At 72.4% G+C, this 19,023-nt stretch carries 23 protein-coding genes; 11 read left to right on the forward strand and 12 right to left on the reverse strand.

The features are described 5' to 3' along the window. Positions 1-448: nuclear transport factor 2 family protein (locus I6A81_RS43235; protein ID WP_238441488.1), on the forward strand; the 448-nt coding region annotated here is incomplete at its 5' end. Between the two features lie 178 nt (positions 449-626). Here the strand turns inward: I6A81_RS43235 and I6A81_RS11970 are convergent. Continuing rightward, positions 627-1,265 (reverse strand): TetR/AcrR family transcriptional regulator, encoded by a 639-nt coding sequence (locus I6A81_RS11970; protein WP_203002941.1) that lies wholly within the window; start codon positions 1,263-1,265, stop codon positions 627-629. A gap of 107 nt (positions 1,266-1,372) precedes the next feature. Between I6A81_RS11970 and I6A81_RS11975 the strand changes: the two genes are divergently transcribed. Further along, positions 1,373-2,158 (forward strand): SDR family NAD(P)-dependent oxidoreductase, encoded by a 786-nt coding sequence (locus I6A81_RS11975; protein WP_203002940.1) that lies wholly within the window; start codon positions 1,373-1,375, stop codon positions 2,156-2,158. A 278-nt stretch (positions 2,159-2,436) separates the two neighbouring features. Continuing rightward, positions 2,437-2,904, forward strand: a complete 468-nt coding sequence (locus I6A81_RS11980; protein WP_203002939.1) for a nuclear transport factor 2 family protein — start codon at positions 2,437-2,439, stop codon at positions 2,902-2,904. Positions 2,905-2,976: 72 nt separating this feature from the next. Here the strand turns inward: I6A81_RS11980 and I6A81_RS11985 are convergent, their stop codons facing one another. From I6A81_RS11985 to I6A81_RS12000, 4 genes are all read right to left on the reverse strand, one after another. Continuing rightward, positions 2,977-3,480, reverse strand: coding sequence for a transcriptional regulator (locus I6A81_RS11985; protein WP_203002938.1), 504 nt, complete (start codon positions 3,478-3,480; stop codon positions 2,977-2,979). Positions 3,481-3,986: 506 nt separating this feature from the next. Continuing rightward, complete coding sequence (locus I6A81_RS11990; protein ID WP_203002937.1) at positions 3,987-4,826, reverse strand: protein kinase family protein; 840 nt, start codon at positions 4,824-4,826, stop codon at positions 3,987-3,989. A gap of 24 nt (positions 4,827-4,850) precedes the next feature. Next, positions 4,851-5,498: a hypothetical protein gene (locus tag I6A81_RS11995; protein WP_203002936.1), complete on the reverse strand. Its 648-nt coding sequence runs from the start codon at positions 5,496-5,498 to the stop codon at positions 4,851-4,853. Between the two features lie 76 nt (positions 5,499-5,574). Further along, positions 5,575-5,997 (reverse strand): hypothetical protein, encoded by a 423-nt coding sequence (locus tag I6A81_RS12000; protein WP_203002935.1) that lies wholly within the window; start codon positions 5,995-5,997, stop codon positions 5,575-5,577. A 187-nt stretch (positions 5,998-6,184) separates the two neighbouring features. Between I6A81_RS12000 and I6A81_RS12005 the strand changes: the two genes are divergently transcribed. Then, complete coding sequence (locus tag I6A81_RS12005; protein ID WP_203002934.1) at positions 6,185-7,465, forward strand: helix-turn-helix domain-containing protein; 1,281 nt, start codon at positions 6,185-6,187, stop codon at positions 7,463-7,465. A 73-nt stretch (positions 7,466-7,538) separates the two neighbouring features. On the opposite strand, the gene I6A81_RS12010 is transcribed toward I6A81_RS12005, so the two are convergent. Further along, positions 7,539-8,519: a GlxA family transcriptional regulator gene (locus I6A81_RS12010; protein WP_203002933.1), complete on the reverse strand. Its 981-nt coding sequence runs from the start codon at positions 8,517-8,519 to the stop codon at positions 7,539-7,541. Between the two features lie 51 nt (positions 8,520-8,570). On the opposite strand from I6A81_RS12010, the gene I6A81_RS12015 reads away from it, so the two are divergent. From I6A81_RS12015 to I6A81_RS12030, 4 genes are all read left to right on the forward strand, one after another. Next, positions 8,571-8,966 carry a cupin domain-containing protein gene (locus I6A81_RS12015; protein WP_203002932.1) on the forward strand — a complete coding sequence of 132 codons (396 nt, stop codon included), beginning with the start codon at positions 8,571-8,573 and terminating at the stop codon, positions 8,964-8,966. A 98-nt stretch (positions 8,967-9,064) separates the two neighbouring features. Next, on the forward strand, positions 9,065-9,406 hold the full coding sequence (locus I6A81_RS12020; RefSeq protein ID WP_203002931.1) for an ArsR/SmtB family transcription factor: 342 nt from the start codon (positions 9,065-9,067) through the stop codon (positions 9,404-9,406). A gap of 3 nt (positions 9,407-9,409) precedes the next feature. Beyond that, positions 9,410-9,916 (forward strand): SRPBCC family protein, encoded by a 507-nt coding sequence (locus I6A81_RS12025; protein WP_203002930.1) that lies wholly within the window; start codon positions 9,410-9,412, stop codon positions 9,914-9,916. Next, positions 9,916-10,536, forward strand: a complete 621-nt coding sequence (locus I6A81_RS12030) for a dihydrofolate reductase family protein (RefSeq protein ID WP_203002929.1) — start codon at positions 9,916-9,918, stop codon at positions 10,534-10,536. Before I6A81_RS12025 ends, I6A81_RS12030 begins: the two co-directional genes overlap by 1 nt. 165 nt (positions 10,537-10,701) lie before the next feature. Here the strand turns inward: I6A81_RS12030 and I6A81_RS12035 are convergent, their stop codons facing one another. After that, positions 10,702-11,499, reverse strand: a complete 798-nt coding sequence (locus I6A81_RS12035) for a 5-formyltetrahydrofolate cyclo-ligase (protein WP_203002928.1) — start codon at positions 11,497-11,499, stop codon at positions 10,702-10,704. 133 nt (positions 11,500-11,632) lie between these two features. Between I6A81_RS12035 and I6A81_RS12040 the strand changes: the two genes are divergently transcribed. Further along, positions 11,633-12,310 carry a uracil-DNA glycosylase gene (locus I6A81_RS12040; RefSeq protein ID WP_203002927.1) on the forward strand — a complete coding sequence of 226 codons (678 nt, stop codon included), beginning with the start codon at positions 11,633-11,635 and terminating at the stop codon, positions 12,308-12,310. A gap of 204 nt (positions 12,311-12,514) precedes the next feature. On the opposite strand, the gene I6A81_RS12045 is transcribed toward I6A81_RS12040, so the two are convergent. The 4 genes from I6A81_RS12045 to I6A81_RS12060 form a co-directional block, all read right to left on the reverse strand. Beyond that, on the reverse strand, positions 12,515-13,438 hold the full coding sequence (locus I6A81_RS12045; RefSeq protein ID WP_307874615.1) for a pentapeptide repeat-containing protein: 924 nt from the start codon (positions 13,436-13,438) through the stop codon (positions 12,515-12,517). Between the two features lie 267 nt (positions 13,439-13,705). Next, on the reverse strand, positions 13,706-14,464 hold the full coding sequence (locus I6A81_RS12050) for a maleylpyruvate isomerase family mycothiol-dependent enzyme (RefSeq protein ID WP_307874616.1): 759 nt from the start codon (positions 14,462-14,464) through the stop codon (positions 13,706-13,708). Positions 14,465-14,577: 113 nt separating this feature from the next. Further along, positions 14,578-15,195 carry a DUF4865 family protein gene (locus tag I6A81_RS12055; protein ID WP_407661288.1) on the reverse strand — a complete coding sequence of 206 codons (618 nt, stop codon included), beginning with the start codon at positions 15,193-15,195 and terminating at the stop codon, positions 14,578-14,580. 58 nt (positions 15,196-15,253) lie between these two features. After that, on the reverse strand, positions 15,254-15,736 hold the full coding sequence (locus I6A81_RS12060) for an NUDIX hydrolase (RefSeq protein WP_203002924.1): 483 nt from the start codon (positions 15,734-15,736) through the stop codon (positions 15,254-15,256). Positions 15,737-15,907: 171 nt separating this feature from the next. Here I6A81_RS12060 and I6A81_RS12065 point away from each other — a divergent pair, with 171 nt between their 5' ends. Then, on the forward strand, positions 15,908-16,807 hold the full coding sequence (locus tag I6A81_RS12065) for a patatin-like phospholipase family protein (protein WP_203002923.1): 900 nt from the start codon (positions 15,908-15,910) through the stop codon (positions 16,805-16,807). Positions 16,808-17,043: 236 nt separating this feature from the next. After that, positions 17,044-17,895 (forward strand): SHOCT domain-containing protein, encoded by an 852-nt coding sequence (locus I6A81_RS12070; RefSeq protein WP_203002922.1) that lies wholly within the window; start codon positions 17,044-17,046, stop codon positions 17,893-17,895. A gap of 172 nt (positions 17,896-18,067) precedes the next feature. Here the strand turns inward: I6A81_RS12070 and I6A81_RS43240 are convergent, their stop codons facing one another. Further along, positions 18,068-18,793 carry a sigma factor gene (locus I6A81_RS43240; protein ID WP_238429052.1) on the reverse strand — a complete coding sequence of 242 codons (726 nt, stop codon included), beginning with the start codon at positions 18,791-18,793 and terminating at the stop codon, positions 18,068-18,070. Between the last annotated feature and the right edge of the window lie 230 nt (positions 18,794-19,023).

Genomic DNA, 19,023 nt, shown 5'->3' on the forward strand with positions numbered 1-19,023 from the left:
CGGGGGCGGGGGCGCGGGGGGGGCGGGCGCGGGGCCGGCGACGGAACCCGTGACCGGTGTGGACCGGGCCCGGCAGCGCGCGGTCGTCGAGGCGTTCTTCGCCGCCGCCCGCGGCGGCGACTTCGAAGGGCTGCTCGCCGTCCTCGACCCCGACGTCGTGCTGCGCGCCGACATCGGCACTCTCGCGACACCGGCGGGCGTGGCCGCGGCCGCCGGCGTGCGCCGTGGCGCCCACCAGGTCGCGAGAAACGCGCTCATGTTCGCCAACCCGGCCTCCGTGCTCCATCCGGCGCTGGTCAACGGCACCACCGGGGTCGTCGTCACCGTCGACGGCCGACCGGCGGCCGTCATGGCGTTCACGGTCACCGGCGGCCGGATCACCGAGATCGACGCGTGGTCCGGCCAGGACCGGCTGCGCCACCTGGACCTGCCCGTCCTCGGCGACTGAGCGGCCCGGGTGCCGGTCGGCCGGTCAGACCGGCCGAGTCGTGTGTCGAGCTACTCGGCCGGTCCGAGTTCCCGGACCGGTATTCGTGGTCGTCACTGGCGGTGGTGCCGCTGGTTCGGTGGCGCCGCGCGCGGAAGCGGCCCGGGTTCGATCGCCGCCCTGGTCTCGGGCGCGTGGCTCAGCCGGCGGCGGTCGTCGGCGTGCCGTACCTGGCGGTCATGGTCAGTACGGCCTCGTCGACGACCCGCGCCATCGACGCCTCGTCGGGTGCCCAGCGCGGGAGCAGCATCCGGGGCCAGAAGACATGGTTGGAGATCATCCCGAGGAACTGGGTGGTGGCCAGTTCCGTGTCCTCCAGCGTGGCCGTGCCTGCCGCGTGCTCGGCGTCCAGGTAGCGGCGGACCGAGTCGAAGTAGGGCATCTTGCCGCGGCTGAAGTGGGTTTCGCCCAGCTCGGGGAACCGGGGCAGTTCGGCGATGACGATCCGGAAGAGGGCCGCCATCCCGGGGCGGGTGAGCAGGGCGACATAGCGACGGCCGATCGTCGTCAGGCCCTGGCGCAGGTCGCCGGTCGGCGGATGCAGCTCGCTTTCGTCCTCGACCTTCCAGGACTCGGTCACGATCGCGTCGAACAGCGCCGCCTTGGTCGGGAACTGCTTGAACAGCGTCGCCTTCGACACCCCGGCCGCCTCGGCGATCTTGGCCAGCGAGGTGCCGTCATACCCGGAGTCGAGGAACAGCCGGGTGGCGGCCTCGGTGATGGCCGCCCGTTTCTGCTCGGCGACGCGCCGGTGGTAGGCCGAGGGCTCCGTGGGCATGACGGCAGCATATGCGAGGCGAGTCACTTGACTCACCATCCGTCGGACACCTAGCGTGCGATGGCGAGTCAACCGACTCACCACGTGCTCGCGGAAGGAACCACGTCATGGGACGCTTCGACGGCCAGACCGTCCTCGTCACCGGGGGCACCGGAGGGCAGGGCGCCAGCCACGTCCGGGCCTACCACGAGGAGGGAGCGAACGTCGTCATCGCCGACATCGCGCAAGGACCCGGCCGCGCACTCGCCACGGAGCTCGGCGGGCGGGCCCTGTTCGTCCGCCTGGACGTCACCGACGAGCAGGCCTGGGCGGGCGCGGTCGCCGAGACCGAGCGGCGCTTCGGCCCGATCGCGGTGCTGGTCAACAACGCCGGCGCGCAGAACCCCGCCGTGCCGATCGAGGGCACCGAGCGCCGGGTCTGGGACCGGATCCTCGGCATCAACCTCACCGGCACGTTCCTGGGAATCAAGGCCGTGGCGCCGTCGATGCGCCGCAACGGCGGCGGGGTGATCGTCAACATCGCGTCCACGATGGGGCACGGCGGCACGCCGCTCTACGCGCCCTACGTCGCCAGCAAGTGGGCGGTGCGGGGCCTGACCAGGACCGCCGCGCTGGAACTCGGCCGCGACGGTATCCGGGTCAACGCGATCCACCCGGGCGTCATCTCCACGCCGCTGATCAACGAACCGACCGTCCCGGGCCAGGCACCCATCGCGGACTTCTACTCGCCCGATCCCTACGCCATCCCCCGGCTCGGCGACCCGGCCGACATCACGCGTCTTCTCCTCTTCGTCACCTCGGCGGACGCGTCCTTCGCCACGGGCTCGGAGTTCGTCGTGGACGGCGGGCTCCTCCTCGGCCCCGCCCTGCGGCCCGACGCCCAGGCCGCCTGACCCAGGTCGGCCCGGCTTCGCGCGGGTCGCGGTGATGGCGAAGCCGGCCGTGATCCTGGCCGGCCCGCGCCGGCCAGACCGAGCGTCCCGCCGCCCTGCGCCTCGGCGGGTGGTCGGGCCGCCGGCACTGGCGCGCCTGGACCGTCGGCCGCCCTGGCCGCCGCGGCGTGGACAGCGCGGACCGACCTTCTGTAGCGTCCCAAACACTGAAGGGAGTGGCTGTCGGCTCGGCTGTCGCGGCTGGCGACGACTCCGCGTGGCCCGATGAAGGAGGAACGATGACCCGCCGGCCTCCGGTACCTCCGTTCACCAGGGACAGCGCGATCGAGAAGGTGCGGCTCGCGGAGGACGCGTGGAACACCCGGGACCCCGGGAAGGTCGCGCTCGGCTACACCGTCGACAGCCGGTGGCGTAACCGGGCCGAGTTCGTCCACGGCCGCGACGAGATCGTCGCGTTCCTCACCCGGAAATGGGCCCGGGAGCTCGACTACCGGCTCATCAAGGAGCTGTGGGCCTTCGACGGCGACCGCGTCGCCGTCCGCTTCGCCTACGAGTGGCACGACGACTCGGGCACCTGGTACCGCTCCTACGGCAACGAGAACTGGGAGTTCGACGGCGACGGGTTGATGCGCGTGCGCCATGCCAGCATCAACGACCTCCCGATCCGCCCGCAGGACCGCGCCTACCACTGGCCGCCCGGCCGCCGCCCCGACGACCATCCCAGCCTCGGCGACCTGGGCTTCTGACCGGGTCGGGGCAGGCCGGAGGCGCGGCGCCCTCCGCGCGCCGGCCCGCCTCCGGCCCGAGCCGGCGCCGGGTCAGCGCACGGAGACCTTCGCCCCCTGCCAGCCCAGGGCTGCGCTCGGCGTCGCCAGCGGCTTCGACCCCTTGCGGAACGTGACCGTCACCGTGTTCCCCGCCGCGGTCGAGCCCTTGGCCCCCACGACAACCCGCACGGTGCCGAGGTTTGCGGGCCGGTTCGCGTTCGCCGCCGCCAGCGCGGTGATATCCAGCGTCGTCCCGACCGGCACCGTCACCGTCATGTGGGTCACCCTGCCTCCGGTCAGCGGGTAGACACCGACGACGGCGCCCGTCGTGACGTTGCGGACCAGCACGGCCCGCGCCCCCGCCGGCACCGACGCCGCCGCGATCGCGATGTCCACCCGCACCTGCTGACGAGCCGGGCTCGACTGCGCGACGACGGCCGGCTTGTGCGCCGTCGACCCGACGGCGGCGCTGGCGGGCAGCGCCGCCGCGCCGACGACCGTCGCTCCCGCCACCACGACGGAAACCGAACGGAGCACATTCTTGGAAACACCCACGGGACTTCTCCTAGGTCTACGGACGGAAAAACAAAGCCCGGTTCTTCGGACTCCTTTCCGCGGCCGGCCCGGGAGGTTCCGCTGACCTGTTTTCCCAGCTCAGCCGCGTAGTCGTCACGCTAGTTCCGTCCCCTGTGCCAAACCCGTGGTAATCCTGTGCACGCATGAGGGGAACCTGTGAATGACATGTGCCGTACGCGTTCGAACCATCCCGCAGCGCCCGGGCGGCGCAAGATGATGGAACAAGGCTGAGGCAACGCGACCGCCGGGACGTGCCTAGGATCAGGAGCCGGCCAGGACAGCGCCGTCAGCCAGCGCCCGGGCCGAAGCGGGGCGCAAGGACGGCTGTACCCGCCACCCGCCGTACGTGGTTAGGACAGCGAAGCCAGCGCTCTGGGCTCCACTGGACGTCTCTTCGGCGTCCGGCGGTCGGGCCTCCCTTGACCAGGCCCGCCGGCAGCAAGTAGCACCGGGTCGAAGATCACGGCTGAGCGCTGCCCATGCTGTCAGGCAGAGAGCGCCGCAAGCCGGCGAAAGTCGGCGGCCGCGGGCCGACCCGTGGGGTCGGGGTTCATCCCAGCGGTAAGTAGGTCAGCGAGTTCTGGCCATCCGGCCAGGTCCCCGCGGACATCGCCGGTCGGGCCGCCAGCGAGGACACGGTGGAGATCGGCTACGGACGCGGTGGCGCGGTCGAGGCCGACGGCCGCGTAGTCCACGGGAAGACGGTCGGCCGCGAGGTAGAAGAGGACCGCGCTGAGCGTGTACACCTCGGCGGCCTCGGTGAGCGGCACGCCGGCGTCAGCCGGCGTGACGGCGAGGGTCGCCGCGAGCTCCGGCGCGGCGAAGTGCGCCATTCCGCCCCGGTATGGACAGGGCGGCGTGCGCAGGTCACCGGCAGGAGGGTGCGCGATCCCGAAGTCGATCAGCTGGGCGGCGCCGAGACCCTCGTGATGGGCGTGGCGGGGCTGCAGATCGCCGTGACGCCAGCCGACGGCGTGCAGGTCGGCGACCGCCGCCGCGAGCTCGCTGGCCGCGGCCAGCGCCCGAGGGCGGGCAGCGGGGTCCGCGCGCCCAGCGGCGAACAGCTCGCTGGTCGTCGGCCCGGTCAACCATCGCAGCGCAAGCCATCCCTCGCCGGCGGCCAGCAGATAGCCCGGGTAGAGCTCGGCCAGTGCGGTCAGTACCGCGGCCTCCCGGCCGGCCGCCGGTCCGGTCTTGAGGGCGAGCTGTCCGTGGGTGTGCTCGACGTGGTAGACCGCCGCGCCGCGTCGGCGGTCGGTGACCGGTGCCGCCGACCGGATGCCGCATCCGAGGGCGGCCTCGAGTGCGCGCAGGGTTTCCTCCACGCCCTCAGGATGCACCGCGCATGGTCAGCCTCTGGCGGCGCGGAGTTGGCGTGTCGCCCAAGCCGTCAGCTGGGGCCAGGCGTCAAGGGTGGCTGCCGCGGTCACCGGGGTGCCGCCAAGGCCCGGCACCTGGTCGAAGACCGGCAAGCCGTCGTCGTGAGCCGCGGCGAGTTGCTCGGCGATCCCCGGGGTGGTGTCGGCCACCAGTCGAGGATCACGGGTCGCCATCGCCGGGCGTACCGAGAAGAAGGCCGCCGGCGGTGAAGGAATTGCCCGGCCGAACCGGTCGGTGGAGTCCTCTCCCGGCCAGAATTTTCCGATCATGAGGCCGGTTGAGGCGAAAAGCGCTTTGATGATCCAGTGTGGCCAGGCCAGCAGGTCGACCCACAGGGTGGGCGGGGCGTCGCCGAGCACGGCGATGTTCTCGCAGACCAGCCGGCCCGCGCTGGCGCGTGCGGTGCGTACGCGTTCGGCCGCCTCCAGGACCAGGCCAGACAGCGCCGGGACGATCTGGTCATCGACGGGCGGGGCCGCGAGGTAGCAGCGCCACACCAGCGTCTCGGCGGCGCGGGCCGGTGCCAGAAACGGGCAGTGGACGGCGACCGTGTCGAGATAGCCGGACAGGTCCAGCTCGGTGACGCGCGGGTCATGGGGAGCAAGTGGATGCAACATCAGCGAACCTCCCTGCATCCTCGGTGGCCGCCCCCAGAGGGGGTCGCTGGGAACCGCCACCGAGGGCCGTGGTGTTTCAGCAGCCGGCGCGCGTGTCCGCCGGAGGTCGGGGCGCGGGCAGGCCGGGCTTGCAGTCCCAGGAGGCGATGACCTGCCCGGCGGCCCGGTAGGCGTCGCGGGCGTCGACGTCGAGGACGCCCGCGGCGTCGGTGAACCACACGTCGGGCAGCGGGCCGTACGCCTCCTCGTAGGCGCCGACCCATTCGACCAGACCGGTGCCGACCGCGGGAAGGTGCTCGACCGGCCCTCCCGCGTATTCGGCGGCCAGGGCGGTGTAGCCGGCCGGGTCCTCCTTGAGGAGACGGTGCCAGGCCGCGTCCATGTAGCCGGAGAACATCGGGGTCTCCTCGCCGCCCGCGGCCCTGGCGGCCGCCACCGCGAAGTACCGGCCAAGCTCAACGAGGGGATCAGCGGACTGGGTGGACTGAATGGTGGCCATCAAGGCTCCCTTTTCCGGGGACGCGGCGCGTCCAGATGCCTCCATCCCACCGGCCTCCACCCACCCGGAACAGCCTTCGAGCACCATCAGCACAGGTCTGTGCGGATCACGCAAATCCGCTAGGTCCACCCCTACCGATCGGCTACCCTCCGCACATCAGAAGATCACAATTGGTACGGGTACGGACGTGTTGCCTCACGACACCGTGCAGGACCCCGGTGCCGTCGTGCGCCGCGCCCGCAAGGCGCGCGGCCTGACCCAGGGCCAGCTTGGCGACCTGGTCGGCTGCGCAGCGTCCACGGTGTCACGCTGGGAGACCGGGGTCATCCGCCTCGACCTGGAGACCCGGCGCCGCCTCGCCGACCTGCTCGCGATCCCGCTCCAGCACCTGGGCCTCGACGCGAGCTCCCCGACTGCCAGGTCGATCACCGCTAGGGTTGGCGGGATCATCCCCGGGTCGAGGGAGGACCACCAGGTGCTGCTGCGCCGCCACCTGCTCGCCGCCGTACCCGCCGGCTTCCTGGGAGCATCAGCCGGCCTGCCGGCCCACAGTCTGACCGACCAGATCACGATCAGCCTGGAGCAGGCGCTGCTCATCCCGCCTGGCGACCTGCGGCCCGTCCCGCTGCCGGTCCTGCGCCGCATGCTCGCAGACGCGCAGTCCGACTTCGCCGCCGCCGCCTATCAACGCCTCGGCGAACGGCTACCCAAACTCCTCGCCCTCGCGCAGACCACGGCCGCCACCGAGCCGCCCCCAGCTGGGGCCCTCTACGCAGACGCCGCAGCGCTCGCCGCGCACCTCGGTATCAAGACCGGAGTGGACCATCTCGCCTGGGTCGCGGCCGACCGGGCCGTCACCGCCGCCCGGCCGTCCGGCGACCCTGTCGCGCTGGCCGAGGCGACCCGGATGCTGGTCATCCTCGCCCGCCGTGCCGGCCGCCGCGACCGTGCCCTCACCCTCGCCGTCGACGCCGCCGACGCCCTGTCGCCACATCTGGTGGCCGACCCTCGGGCCGGCCGGCTGCATGCCCGGCTGCTGTGCACCGCCGGCTACACTGCGGCTGGCGCCGGCGATCGGGACGCCGCGGGGGTGCTGCTTGGCGAGGCCGCCGCCCGCGCGGAAGCCGGCACGCCGGAGGCGACACAGATCGCGCTCTACCAGGTCTCGGCCGCGCTCGCGCTCGGCGACGCCGGCCATGCCCTCACCCACGCCCGCGGCGTCACCCCCGCGGCGGGCCTCACGCCGGAACGCGCCGGCCGCTACTGGGTCGACGTCGCCCTGGCTCTCGCCCAGCTGCGCCAACCGGCCAACGCCTGGGAGGCGCTGCGCCGGGCCGAAGCCGCCGCCCCCGAGGAGGTTCGCGCTCGGCCCGTGGTCCGCGACCTCGCCAGTGACCTGCTGGCCGCCCCCGGTGCCCGCCCAGCCGGGCTGCGGGCCTTCGCCACCCGGGTCGGCATCACCAGCTGAGACGCCTGACCGGGCGCGGAAGCGCCGATCAGGTGCCTCGTCTAGAGGCTGGACGATCCCGTTCCGACGTTCTTCAGGGGCCGAAACGGCGGCCGTACTCGGACGGGGACAGGCCGGTCTCTCGCCGCATCAGGGCGCGCAGGGTGGCGGCGCTGCCCAGGCCGCTGCGGCGGGCGACGACCTCGACGCGGGACTCGCCCCGCTCGATCAGCCGGCAGGCCAGGGCGAGGCGCTCCCCGGTCAGCCAGGCCAGCGGGGTCGTGCCCAGCTGCGCGCGGAACCGGCGGTGCAGCGTCGCCGGGCTGACCGCGGCCCGCGCCGCGAGGTCCGCCACCGCGAGCGGCCGGTCGAGCCGCCGCTGCGCCCAGGCCAGAACGGGGGCGAGCGAGGTGTCCGGAACGTCGGGCACCGGGCGCTCGATGAACTGCCGCTGCCCGCCGTCCCGGTTCGCGGCGAACACCAGCCGCCGGCTGACCGCGTTCGCGATCTCGGCCCCGTGGTCGCGGCGGACGATGTGCAGCCCCAGGTCGAGGGCCGCCGCGCTGCCCGCCGCGGTGAGGATGTCGCCGTCGTCGACGAACAGCACGTCCTGTTCGAGCCGCACCGCCGGGAAACGGGCCCGGAAGGACGCCGCCCACATCCAGTGGGCCGTCGCCCGCCGACCGGTGAGCACCCCCGCCTCGGCGAGGGTGAACGCGCCGCTGCAGAACCCGACCAGCCGCGCGCCGCGCGCGTGCGCCCGCCGGACGGCGTCGAGCACCGCCGGGCGGCGGGGAACCTCGACGTCCGGCCGGTTCGGGACGATCAGGGTGTCCGCCGCGTCGGCCGCCGCGAGGCCGGCGACCCCGGTGAGGGTGAACAAGCCGTCCCGCATCCGCGTGCCCGGCTCCGGTGAGCAGAGGGAGAAGTCGTACAGGTCGCGGCCGAGCTCGGGACGGCGCAGGCCGAAGACCTCGATGGCGCAGCTGAGCTCGAACGGGTTCGAGTTCTCGTCCACGATCACGACCACCCGGTGCGGCGCCGCCGGGCCCGGCTGCGAGGAACCTTGCGACATGTGCGATTCCTAGCACTTCCGAGGGCCCCCGCGGGCCGGGACGATCCCCCCATGGCCCGCGAACCCATCAGCCTCGACACCGCCCTGGCCTCGTTCGACGCGCTGTGGAGCCCACGCATCGTCACCCAGGTCAACGACTACGACGTCCGCGTCGCCAAGGTCGCCGGCGAGCACCTCTGGCACGTCCACGACGACACCGACGAGTTCTTCCTCGTCCTCGCCGGGGAGCTGTACATCGACCTGCGCGAGCCGGCCGGGGAACGTACCGTCCGGCTGCCCCAGGGCGCGGTCTTCACCGTCCCGCGGCGCACCGAGCACCGGCCGTCGGCGCCCGCCGGCGCCTCGATCCTGCTGTTCGAGCCCACCGGCACCTCGACGGTCGGCGACCGCCACGACGAGATCCCCGACCACGTCGACGCCACCACCGGGCACCCCCTCGGCTCCTGACGACCGGCCCACGGGCCACCGTCACGATCGTCATCTGACAGGACCCGCCTGATTCCTGCGGGCTTGACGTATGCCGATATCGGCATACGATGGTGCCCATGGCACGAGCAGCGACGACGTCGGACGTCTTCAACGCGATCGCCGAGCCGCAGCGCAGGCAGATCCTGGTGCTGCTGCGGGCGGGTGAGCGGCCGGTGACCGAGTTGGCCCAGGAGCTGGGGATGACCCAGCCGGGGGCGTCCAAGCACCTGCGGGTGCTCCGGGAGGTCGGGCTGGTGCGGGACCGCAAGGCAGGCAAGCAGCGCCTGTACGGCCTTGACGCCCGCGGGCTGCGACCGGTCCACGAGTGGACCGGCGGGTTCGAGCGGTTCTGGAACGAGAGCTTCGACCGGCTGGACGCCTACGTGCAGGACCTCAAGCAGACACGGCAGGAGGAATGACCGATGGCGCAGGCAGGGCAACAAACGCGGGCGGAGCCGGCGACGGCCGACCGGGAGATCGTGATCTCCCGGGTCATCGACGCCCCACGGGAGCTGGTGTTCGAGGCGTTCACCGAGGTGCGGCACCTGTCGCGGTGGTGGGGACCGGAGGGGTTCACCACCACCACGCGGTCCTTCGAGTTCCGCGTCGGCGGGGAGTGGGACTTCGTGATGCACGGGCCGGACGGGACGGACTACCAGGAGTGGATCTCCTGGACCGAGATCACCCCGCCGGAGCGGATCGCGCTGCGCCACGGTGAGTCCCGCGGCGACCCGAACGCCTTCGAGTCGGTCCTCACGTTCGCGCCCGACGGGGCGGCGACCCGGATCGAGATGCGCACGGTGTTCCCCACCAAGGAGCTGCGCGACGAGGCGGTCGAGAAGTACCACGCGATCGAGGGCGGCCAGCAGACCCTGGGCAACCTGGCTGCCTACGTCACCGAGACCGTTCGGAAGGAAGTTGAGGACTGATGGCCGGGAAGGTGTTCTTCAGCGTGTCGATGTCGCTGGACGGTTTCATCGCGCCCGAGTCCCTCGGGGACCTGATGGGGCAGCAGTGGATGGAACTGCAGCAGTGGGCCTTCCCGCTGCGGTTCTTCCGGGAGAACCTGAAGCTCGGCGAGGGCGGCGAGGAGGGCCGCGACAACGACATCGCGCGGGAGACGTTCGAGCGCACCGGCGCGAGCGTCATGGGCAAGCGCATGTTCGACGCCGGCGAGCAGATGTGGCCGGAGGATGCGCCGTTCCACACACCGGTCTTCGTCGTGACGCACGAGAAGCGTGACCCCTGGGAACGGCCGGGCGGGACCACCTTCCACTTCGTCAACGACGGCATCGAGACCGCGCTCGACCAGGCCCGCGAGGCCGCCGGCGACCGCGACGTCCGCATCGCGGGCGGCGGCGCGACGATCCTGGAATACGTGAACGCCGGCCTGATCGACGAGTTCACGATCGCGCTCGCACCCGTGCTGTTCGGCTCCGGAATCCGCCTGTTCGAGGGCGTGGACGCGGGCCGCGTGGCCCTGGAACCGGTCCGCGCGGAACCGACGCAGCGCGTGACCCACCTGACCTACGCGGTCCGGGAGCGGTAACCGGCTCGACCTCAGCGCTCCCCGCCGAGGTCAGCAGCACGGTGAGATCCTCCGAAGTCGGCCAGGAGGACGGGCAGCCAGGCAGACACCGAGGACTTCGCCATACGGTGATCGTCGCCAGTCTTTCTCGCGGGTTCAAGGCCCGCGAGCCGGCGAGAGCGAGGATCAGGGCGAGCGCCGCTCGCGTGGCCGGAGCGCGGCCAGCAACGGGATCGCGGCGATCTTTTCCTCGGTCAGCTCGTCCCAGCGGACCGAGGCGGCCGTCCGCGCCGGCCGTCGGGAACGGCAGTCAAGCACCTCGGCCGGCGTGACGACCAGGTCCAGGCCGACGTCGTGCCCGAGCGTCGGGATGACGCCGGCCGCGCGGAGCTGCAGGTCATGGACCGTCGTCACGACGGCCGTGTCCGGTCCGACCAGGCCGGCCTCGCCGGCCAGCGCGAACTCCAGGTCCGCGAAGCCACCGCCCTTGCCGAGCCGGGCGCCGTCACGGCCGGCGGCGACACAGCCGGTGACGACGAGGTCCACGGCGGTCAGTTCCTCCACCGACACCCGGCGCGCCGACGCCGACGCGCCCTTGATCGAGGCGGCCCTGCGCGGGGTGTCGGCGAGGTGGTCCGGGTCGAGCACGAAGAACGGCGCCGGGTCGGCCAGCCTCGGCACCGCCATGTAGACCAGCTTCCCGTCCTCCAGGGCGCGCTGGCGCACCGGCCACTGCGCGGCGTCGGGATTCGCCTTGACCGTGCGGGCACGCCGCCACTGCGGTGTCGCGCGCAGCCGCTCGGCGGCCCGTTCCGCGCCGACGAAGTTGGGGATGCGGCCCACGGCGCCGGGGAAGCGGGCCACCTTCGCGGCCACCATCGCCGACCACACCTCGTCGCGCAGTGCCGCCTTCGCCGCGAGCACCTGCGCGGGGCCGCCCGCGTCGTGGTCGTGCCGCGGCGGCCGGCGAAACCCCGCCGTCATGCCAGGTCCTCGCCCCCGTGCCCGCGCCGTGTCATGCGGCCAGCATGCCGTGTGGTCCTGGACGCTTCGGGAGCGGGCCCGCCGCCGCGCCGCCCGGCCGGGTTGTCACAGCCGCCCAGTAGGGTGATCAACCATGTCAGCGCAACCACTACCGGAACTCGTCGAACCAGGCTGGGCCGCGGCCCTGGAGCCGGTGGCCGAGCGGATCACGGCCATGGGTGACTTCCTGCGCGCGGAGATCGCGGACGGCCGCCGCTACCTTCCCGCCGGACCGAACGTCCTGCGGGCCTTCCAGCAGCCCTTCGACGAGGTACGGGTGCTGATCGTCGGGCAGGACCCCTACCCGGCACCGGGAATGGCCATCGGCTACAGCTTCGCCGTCGCCCCCGAGGTGAAGAACCTGCCCGGCAGCCTGGTGAACATCTTCCAGGAACTGCGCGCGGACCTCGACGTGCCCCAGCCCTCGAACGGCGACCTGACGCCGTGGACGCGCCAGGGTGTGCTGCTGCTCAACAGGGCGCTGACGACGGCGCCGGGCAAGCCCGGCTCGCACCGGGGCAAGGGCTGGGAGCAGATCACCGAGCAGGCGATCCGGGCCCTGGCCGCCCGGGGCAAGCCCCTGGTCGCGATCCTGTGGGGCGCCGACGCGCGCAGCCTGAAGCCCTTCCTCGACGGGACACCGACGATCGAGTCGGCCCACCCGTCGCCGCGCTCCGCGGACCGGGGCTTCTTCGGTTCCCGCCCGTTCAGCCGCGCCAACGACCTGCTCCTCCAGCAGGGTGCCCAGCCCGTCGACTGGCGCCTCCCGTAGCCAGGACGGACCTTCGGGCGCCCGCTGGCCCGGCCGGCCGACGACGGATAGGCGGCGCCCTACCCGCCCTCGGCCGGCCCGAGGACACCTTCCCGCCTCGGCCGGCACAGTACTGGCCTCCTTCTGGCAGGGGCCATGGCCACCAGTCACCAAACCTCGGGCGTTACGGAGACCGAGACAAACCGTGGCGAGGTGACAGAGCGCCTACGGCTGGGTCCACTCGGTGGGACGGTCGACTCCTGGTGGCAAAGCGGTGTCCGCGTTTCCCTTGGCTTCTGCCACCTGTTCGGAGGTCACCACCGCGGGCCCGTGCCAGGGGCTCTCGCCGTCCAATCTGGCACCGGTGAGGTCCACGCCATGAAGGTTGGCGTGGGTGAGGTCCGTCCAGCAGAGGTCGGCTTCGGTCAGGTCCGCGTCCGCCAGCCAGACGCCAGTGAGGTTCGCCGAGTGCAGCCGGGCTCCGGAGAGGTTCGTTCCCAGGAGGGTGGAGCCCGCGAGGTTGGTCCTGCTCAGCCGCGCACCGGAGAGGTTGGCCCCATCGAGCCTGCTGGCGGGCAGGTGCGCATCGGCGAGATCCGCGCGTGGGATTCCTTCCCGCGTCGGCAGGCGTCCCAGCACGCTGAGCGCGGTCTGCACATCGGTCGCGGGTGGTCGATCCTGTGCGGGAATCGGCGGTGGGGGTGTCCCGGCCGGGTCCGACTCCGGTGGACGGGCGTGTTCGCGGACGAACGCGGACAGGACCTCGACGACGATGCGGTGGTCGGCCGGCGAGTCGACCGCGATGCGTTCGAGGGCGTACAGGCCGCCCAGGCGCACGTCGAGGGTGTCCGAGCCGAGCAGGCTGATCGCGGTCGCGTAGAACTCGCGCACGTGGGTGTTCGCGTTCGCCGCCCGCTCCCGCACGTCCGCGGCCTCGTTCGCGCGCTTCGTCTCGGCGTTCGCCTGCCGTGTCTCGTCCAATGCGATCAGGCCACCCGCCACCGCCGTCAACGCCGCGGTCGCGGTGAGCAGCCCGCCCTGCAGCGTGGCCCGGGCTTCGGCGTCGCCGGCCGCCGGGTACATCCAGGCTGGCAGATGCCAGATCGCGACCACCGCCGCGACCGCGCCCAGCCCCGCCAGCCCTGCCACCGTCAGCAGCCACCGCCGTCCAGAACGACGCGCGTCTCCTCTGTTATCGCTCATGAATGTGTGGCGGTCCTCGTGCTGGTGTGGCGTCGGCGGCCTTGATCATATCTCTGTGGTTCCGCACGGAAATCGCGCGCACTGTCGCTTTCCTGCCAGTGACGAGGCCAGCTTCCTCCACGGCGTGATCTTCAACGTGGACGGCGGTCGCAGCGCCGTCTGACGGTTTGTAACCCGGGCCCGCTTCCTGCGTCTCGCAGTGGTGTGGGTGGATCAGAAGGCGGTTCGGTCGAGCCAGGTGTCGAGTACCTTCGGATCGCCGGAGATCGCCAGCCGAGTATTGTCGGCGGATATCCGGCGCAGTGCCAGCAGATACAGATCGACCGCGGCACCGGAGACGGTCACCGTGGCCGCCGCGGGTACCCCGGTCCACGCGACGGTGCCGCCGCTACGAGTGACGGACCAGATCGCGTCGCTGTCGGTCGCGGTCAATGTCAGGGTGTTCCCGTCCTCCAACGGTGTTTCGAACCAGGGCGATCCGATCGCGATCAGGTCCAGCAGTTCGGACAGGCCGTCGGTGGCGATCGCGGGTGCCATGACCACCTCGCGGCCGAGCGCCAGCAGCGCGTCGGCGCGGTGCCCGGTGCTTTCGTGCAGCCGTCGCCGGATCCACCATTCCGCCGGTCGCGGCACTCCGAACGGGGTCCACACCGGTACATCGGAACCGGTCGCGCCGACCGCGGTGATGATCTGGCGGGCGCTGTCGCGCAACCACTCGGCCGCGGCCTGCTGCTCGCGTGGCCGCCGCACGTCCGGGACCCCGGCGAAGTCGATGTTCTCGGTGCTCCGGCGGGTCACCAGCGTCGCGGTCCAGCGGTGCGCGCCGCCGACGTGGGCGACCAGAGTGGCCAGAGTCCAGCCCGGGCAGGTCGGGACGGGCGTGGTGGGATCGCAGTCGCGATAGAGATCGGCCAGCAGATCGGTCTCGGTCAGCAGCGCCTCCCGCGCCGCCTCCGAATCCAGAGAAGTCACGATCTCGACGGTAGAAGGCCTGACCTTCACGGGCGAGGACTCGCTGATGGCGACGCTGCCGCTCTCGGCCATCGCTTACCAGGACTTCTCGTTCCACTGTTCCTTGGGTGCCGTTACCAGGCCCGGCCCTCCGGCAGGCGGTCCAGGCCGGGCGCGGAAAGGTGCAGGACCTGGTAGCGCTCGGTCGCCTCCTCGTCCGCGGTCGCGGAGTCCCACCACAGGACGAACCGAGCCAGCTGCCAGTGATGCGGGTCGAACGCCAGCGCGGCGGTGTGCACGTCGTCGCGGCGAGCAAACTCGCGAAGCTCGGCGAGCTCCCGTTCGATCCCCTCCGCCAGCTCCGGCCCGGCGGGATCCGGTCCGGAGCCGGGGGCCGCGATCGGGACGAGGCGACGCGAGGCCGCCCTGGGAAACGCCACACGACCGGGGCCCGCGTGGCAGGCGATGCCCGTCCAGTGCCGCACCACCGGACGCCCGAAATCCCGGACGATGTTGTGGAACCCGCCGTCGCCGACCAGGAACCGGGCCATCGCGCCGGCGTCGTTCCACAGGTAGAAGGGCGCGTACTGGTTGACCGGCGAGCCGTCGACCCCGCGTTCGCGGATGACGTACGCCTTCAGCCCCAGCCCGGCGCGGTCGTCGAGGAGATGGCCCCCCTTGGCCACCCGCCGGTGGATGATCGTCATGTCGTAGTCGGCGGGCAGGGTGAGCTCGTACTGCATGGCATACACGCGGGATGCCGCCTTCCGCTGGAGGGGCAGGAGCGCCGACGGGCCGGTCCGAGACCGGTCAGGACCTGGCGGGCGCCGGGCCGGCCGCCCGATGGCGCAGGAACCTTTCCACGATCTCCCGGTCGAGGTCGTAGGACAGCAGGGCCGTGGCCGCGGCGGGTGGCAGCCAGCGCAGCTCGTCGACCTCCTCGTTCGGCGTGAACACGCCCCCGGTCGCCCGCAGCGCCCAGTAGCGCACGACCTTGCCGGCCACGGCCCCGTGCCGGCGCACCTGGTAGGCCACGTCGCCGAGGGGCGCGCCGACCTCGACCTGAAGACCGGTCTCCTCGTCGACCTCCCGGACGGCCGCCGCCAGCCACGTCTCGCCGTCGTCGACCTTGCCCTTGGGCAGCGACCAGTCGTCATACCTGGGCCGGTGCACCAGCACGATCTCGGTGCCCCCACCCGCCGCCGGCCGCCACACGACCCCACCGGCCGCCCGCACCACGGCGCCGCCCACGGCGCCGACCGCGCCGACCTCGTCCGGTGCTGCCTCGCTCATCGAGACTCCTCCTGTCCGAGCTTCCACCCACGCACCCACGGCCACCCAGGTCGACGTGACCGCGGTCATGGCCCCAAGCGGGTGGTGCGTGGTGGTCCGGAGCCATCCTCGCCGAGACCCCGGCGCGAGGTGTTGACCTCAAGCGCCCCTGAGGTTCCAGAGTGTCCGGTCATGGAGCGTTCCCACCCGCGTGACCGGGTCGTCGTCCTCGGCCCCGGCGGAGTCGTCGGCACGGCCTGGACGATCGGGCTCGCCCATGGGCTGCGCGAGCACGGGGTCGACCTCGCCGAGGCCGACCTCCTGATCGGCACCTCGGCGGGCGCGATCGTCGGCGCCATGCTCGCCACTGGCCAGGATCTCGCCCGCCACCAAGCGGTCCGGACCACCGACGGGCCGGCGGACCCTTCCGGGGTGCCGGCCACCGCGAGGGCGCCGGGGGATTGGCCCCCGGCGGGTGGAGGCCGGCTCGCGGCGGTGCTCAGCCTGCTCGGCGACGCCGATCTGGCGCCGGCCGAAGCCCGACGCCGGATCGGGCACCTCGCGGTGGAGGCCGAGGCGAACGGCGAGACCATCAGCGCGCGGACGCATGTCACGCGGATCGAAGCCCTCGTCGGCGCGCGGACCTGGCCGGAACGCGACCTGCTCATCCCGGTGGTCGACGTCGACACCGGCGAACCCAGGGTCTGGGACCGCCACGGCGAAGCGCCGTTGCCGGCCGTCGTCGCGGCGAGCTGCGCCATGCCCGCGGTCTTCCCACCCGTCACGATCGGCGGGCGGCGGTACATGGACGGCGCCCTGGGGTCGGGCAGCAACGTCGACCTCGCCCCCGACGCCCGCGCGCTGATCGTCATCGAGCCGTTGGCGCACCTGTTCGGTGTGGGCACGCCGTCCGGTGGCGGAAGGGTCGCGATCGCCCCTGACGCGGCCGCGCTGCGGGTCTTCGGTTCCGACCTGCACACCCTGGCGACCTGGGCGCCCGCCTACGCGGCCGGAGCCCGCCAGGCCACCGAGACGGCCGAGACGATCCGCGCGGTCTGGGAACACCCCGCGGCCTCGTCACAGCCGCGCTGAGGCAGCAGCGGCGTTCGCGAGACCGGCAGGCGTGAGCCCGGACAGCGGGACAGGCTGTCCGGGCTGTCCGGTCCCAGCCGGCCACGAGAACTGGCCAATGCCGTGAGCTGGGACTTCCCAGGGCCGGTGGGATCTCGAGACGGGTGGGCGTCCCACCGAAGATGAGAAATCCGGCGAAGGGCTTCGCCAGGCCCCTTAGCCTGGGGCGGACGGTGTCAAACGCCCAGGGGAGCACCATGCGCACATTGACCAGCCAGGGCGAGCAGGCGGTCGCGGATCTGTCCGCCAAGTACGGCGTGAGCACCGACGCGGTGCGCGCCATGCTGGAGGCGGTCCGGCTGGGCAACGGCACCATGGCGCAGTTTTCCCACCCCGAGTTCGGCGGCGGCGGGCAGTGGATGGCGAGCGGCATGACGATGGTCGCCGACATGTTCAACGACGACCTGCGGGCGACGGTCAGCGGCCTCGCGCGCGAGCTGTCGAGCCTGCTGGCATCCACCCCCGTCTACACACCCGCGCCCGGCCCGGCCGCTACGGGCACGCCCGGGCCGGTCCACCAGGCGAACCAGGACACCTGGTGGCCAGGCGAGCTGGGACGGCCCAGTTCGAGCGGCGGCCAGAACGACACCCGCTACGCGGTGTTCCCCCAGGTCAGGCGGCTGGCCGTGCGGAGCGGCGGCGGGCCCGTCCGCGTCCACGACACGCTCGACCACGCCATCCACGGCGTGCAACAACAGCAGGGCGGCCCGCCCGGCACACTGTCGTTCACCAGCCAGCACGGCACGTTCACCATCGAAAGCCTGCCCTTGGTGAGCCCGGCGGCCCCCACGACACCACCCGCCCCCGAGCCCGCCGCGGCGACTGCCGCGGACGCTGGTCCTGCCGCTCCGCCCGCACCCGCGCGGTCGACCGCGCCCCCCGAGCAGGCGCCCGTGCCACCCGCCCCGCCCTCGCGGACCGCGCCGCCCGCGACCGACACCGACGCGGTCCTGGCGACCCTCGACCGGCTCGGCGACCTGCACCAACGCGGCATCCTCACCGACGAGGAGTTCGCCGCGAAAAAGGCCGAACTCCTCGCCCGCCTGTAGCCCACGGCGCGGGCCGAGGACCACCAGGAACGGCGGCTGGCGAAGCCCCTGAGAAAAAACCTGAATAGTTACGAGAAGGGTTGGGGCTTCTGGCGGCTCCTGATCAGAAGAAGGTGGGTGGGCAGGCTTCGCCGGGCGTGTCGTGCGCGTCATCCACGCGCGCCGCACGGTCTTACTGGGAGAACGCGTATGTGCGGACGGGGTCGAGGTGCAGTTCGTAGGGCGTGTAGCAGTCGGCCGCGAGGGTCGCGACCGGAGCACCGCAGGGGCAGGCTCGGTTGAGTCCTGCGTCGCCTGCCGGTCCGCAGCAGCCCGTACTGTTCTCCCAGTTGGGCAGTGGTTGAAGGTCGGCGGCGTCGTCGGGGTGCACCAGCACTGTGTTCCGGCTGCCCGCCGAGATGACGAAGGCTCCTTCATAGACGACCAGATGCCCGCGGGACTGAGCTAGCTTCGGGTTCCCCTGATCGTCCTGTACGACATAAGGAGCTCCCCAGGGCTCGGGGTCGATCGCGTAGTGGCCCCGCGGGATGGTGGAAGGTGCCCGTCCTGTCTCCTTGTCCCGGTTCCGGTCGCGCTCGACGTCTGAGACGTCAGGGACAGCGACAAGCTCCACCAGTTCCGGCGTAATCGCGGTGCCGCACCTGGAACAGAGGAAAACGGTCATCCCCTCGTTATAGGGCTCAGGGCCGGTGACCCGGGCGCGCAGCCGACGCCAGCGGCTGACGGCCGCGTTGGCCAGCGCGCGGCGGACGTAGGCCTCCGGGTTGCCGCCGGCGATCCGGGGCCGGTGGCGGTAGGTCCGCTCGAACGCGCCCTGCAGCAGGTCCTCGCCCGCCGCCCAGTCGCCGCCGACGAGCAGGACCGCGCTGCGCAGCAGCCGGTCGGCTGTCTGGGCCATGAAGGCCTCGAACGCCTGCCTGTCCGCGGCTCCGTCGCCCGGTCCGCCCTCGGCGTGTCTGCCTTCGGCACGTCTGTGCTCCGCGCGTCCGCGCTCTGCGCACACCCTGCCTCCCGCCGGTCGGGTTGCTCCCGGATCCCAAACGCGCCAGGTTCTTCCCGCTATGCGTGAAAGGGTGTTCTAGCGGCTCCGGTCCCGTTCGGGCTGCCGTGGCAGAAGGACCGGCCGCG

Source organism: Frankia nepalensis, assembly GCF_016786325.1.
GTDB classification, from domain to species: Bacteria; Actinomycetota; Actinomycetes; order Frankiales; family Frankiaceae; genus Pseudofrankia; species Pseudofrankia nepalensis.

Excerpts from the sequence above, each read along its gene's own strand:
- I6A81_RS11970 (WP_203002941.1), bottom strand. The coding sequence starts at position 1,265 with ATGCCCACGGAGCCCTCGGCCTACCACCGGCGCGTCGCCGAGCAGAAA.
- I6A81_RS11975 (WP_203002940.1), top strand. The coding sequence starts at position 1,373 with ATGGGACGCTTCGACGGCCAGACCGTCCTCGTCACCGGGGGCACCGGA.
- I6A81_RS11980 (WP_203002939.1), top strand. The coding sequence starts at position 2,437 with ATGACCCGCCGGCCTCCGGTACCTCCGTTCACCAGGGACAGCGCGATC.
- I6A81_RS11995 (WP_203002936.1), bottom strand. The coding sequence starts at position 5,498 with ATGTTGCATCCACTTGCTCCCCATGACCCGCGCGTCACCGAGCTGGAC.
- I6A81_RS12000 (WP_203002935.1), bottom strand. The coding sequence starts at position 5,997 with ATGGCCACCATTCAGTCCACCCAGTCCGCTGATCCCCTCGTTGAGCTT.
- I6A81_RS12010 (WP_203002933.1), bottom strand. The coding sequence starts at position 8,519 with ATGTCGCAAGGTTCCTCGCAGCCGGGCCCGGCGGCGCCGCACCGGGTG.
- I6A81_RS12015 (WP_203002932.1), top strand. The coding sequence starts at position 8,571 with ATGGCCCGCGAACCCATCAGCCTCGACACCGCCCTGGCCTCGTTCGAC.
- I6A81_RS12020 (WP_203002931.1), top strand. The coding sequence starts at position 9,065 with ATGGCACGAGCAGCGACGACGTCGGACGTCTTCAACGCGATCGCCGAG.
- I6A81_RS12025 (WP_203002930.1), top strand. The coding sequence starts at position 9,410 with ATGGCGCAGGCAGGGCAACAAACGCGGGCGGAGCCGGCGACGGCCGAC.
- I6A81_RS12030 (WP_203002929.1), top strand. The coding sequence starts at position 9,916 with ATGGCCGGGAAGGTGTTCTTCAGCGTGTCGATGTCGCTGGACGGTTTC.
- I6A81_RS12035 (WP_203002928.1), bottom strand. The coding sequence starts at position 11,499 with ATGACGGCGGGGTTTCGCCGGCCGCCGCGGCACGACCACGACGCGGGC.
- I6A81_RS12040 (WP_203002927.1), top strand. The coding sequence starts at position 11,633 with ATGTCAGCGCAACCACTACCGGAACTCGTCGAACCAGGCTGGGCCGCG.
- I6A81_RS12060 (WP_203002924.1), bottom strand. The coding sequence starts at position 15,736 with ATGAGCGAGGCAGCACCGGACGAGGTCGGCGCGGTCGGCGCCGTGGGC.
- I6A81_RS12065 (WP_203002923.1), top strand. The coding sequence starts at position 15,908 with ATGGAGCGTTCCCACCCGCGTGACCGGGTCGTCGTCCTCGGCCCCGGC.
- I6A81_RS12070 (WP_203002922.1), top strand. The coding sequence starts at position 17,044 with ATGCGCACATTGACCAGCCAGGGCGAGCAGGCGGTCGCGGATCTGTCC.
- I6A81_RS43240 (WP_238429052.1), bottom strand. The coding sequence starts at position 18,793 with ATGGCCCAGACAGCCGACCGGCTGCTGCGCAGCGCGGTCCTGCTCGTC.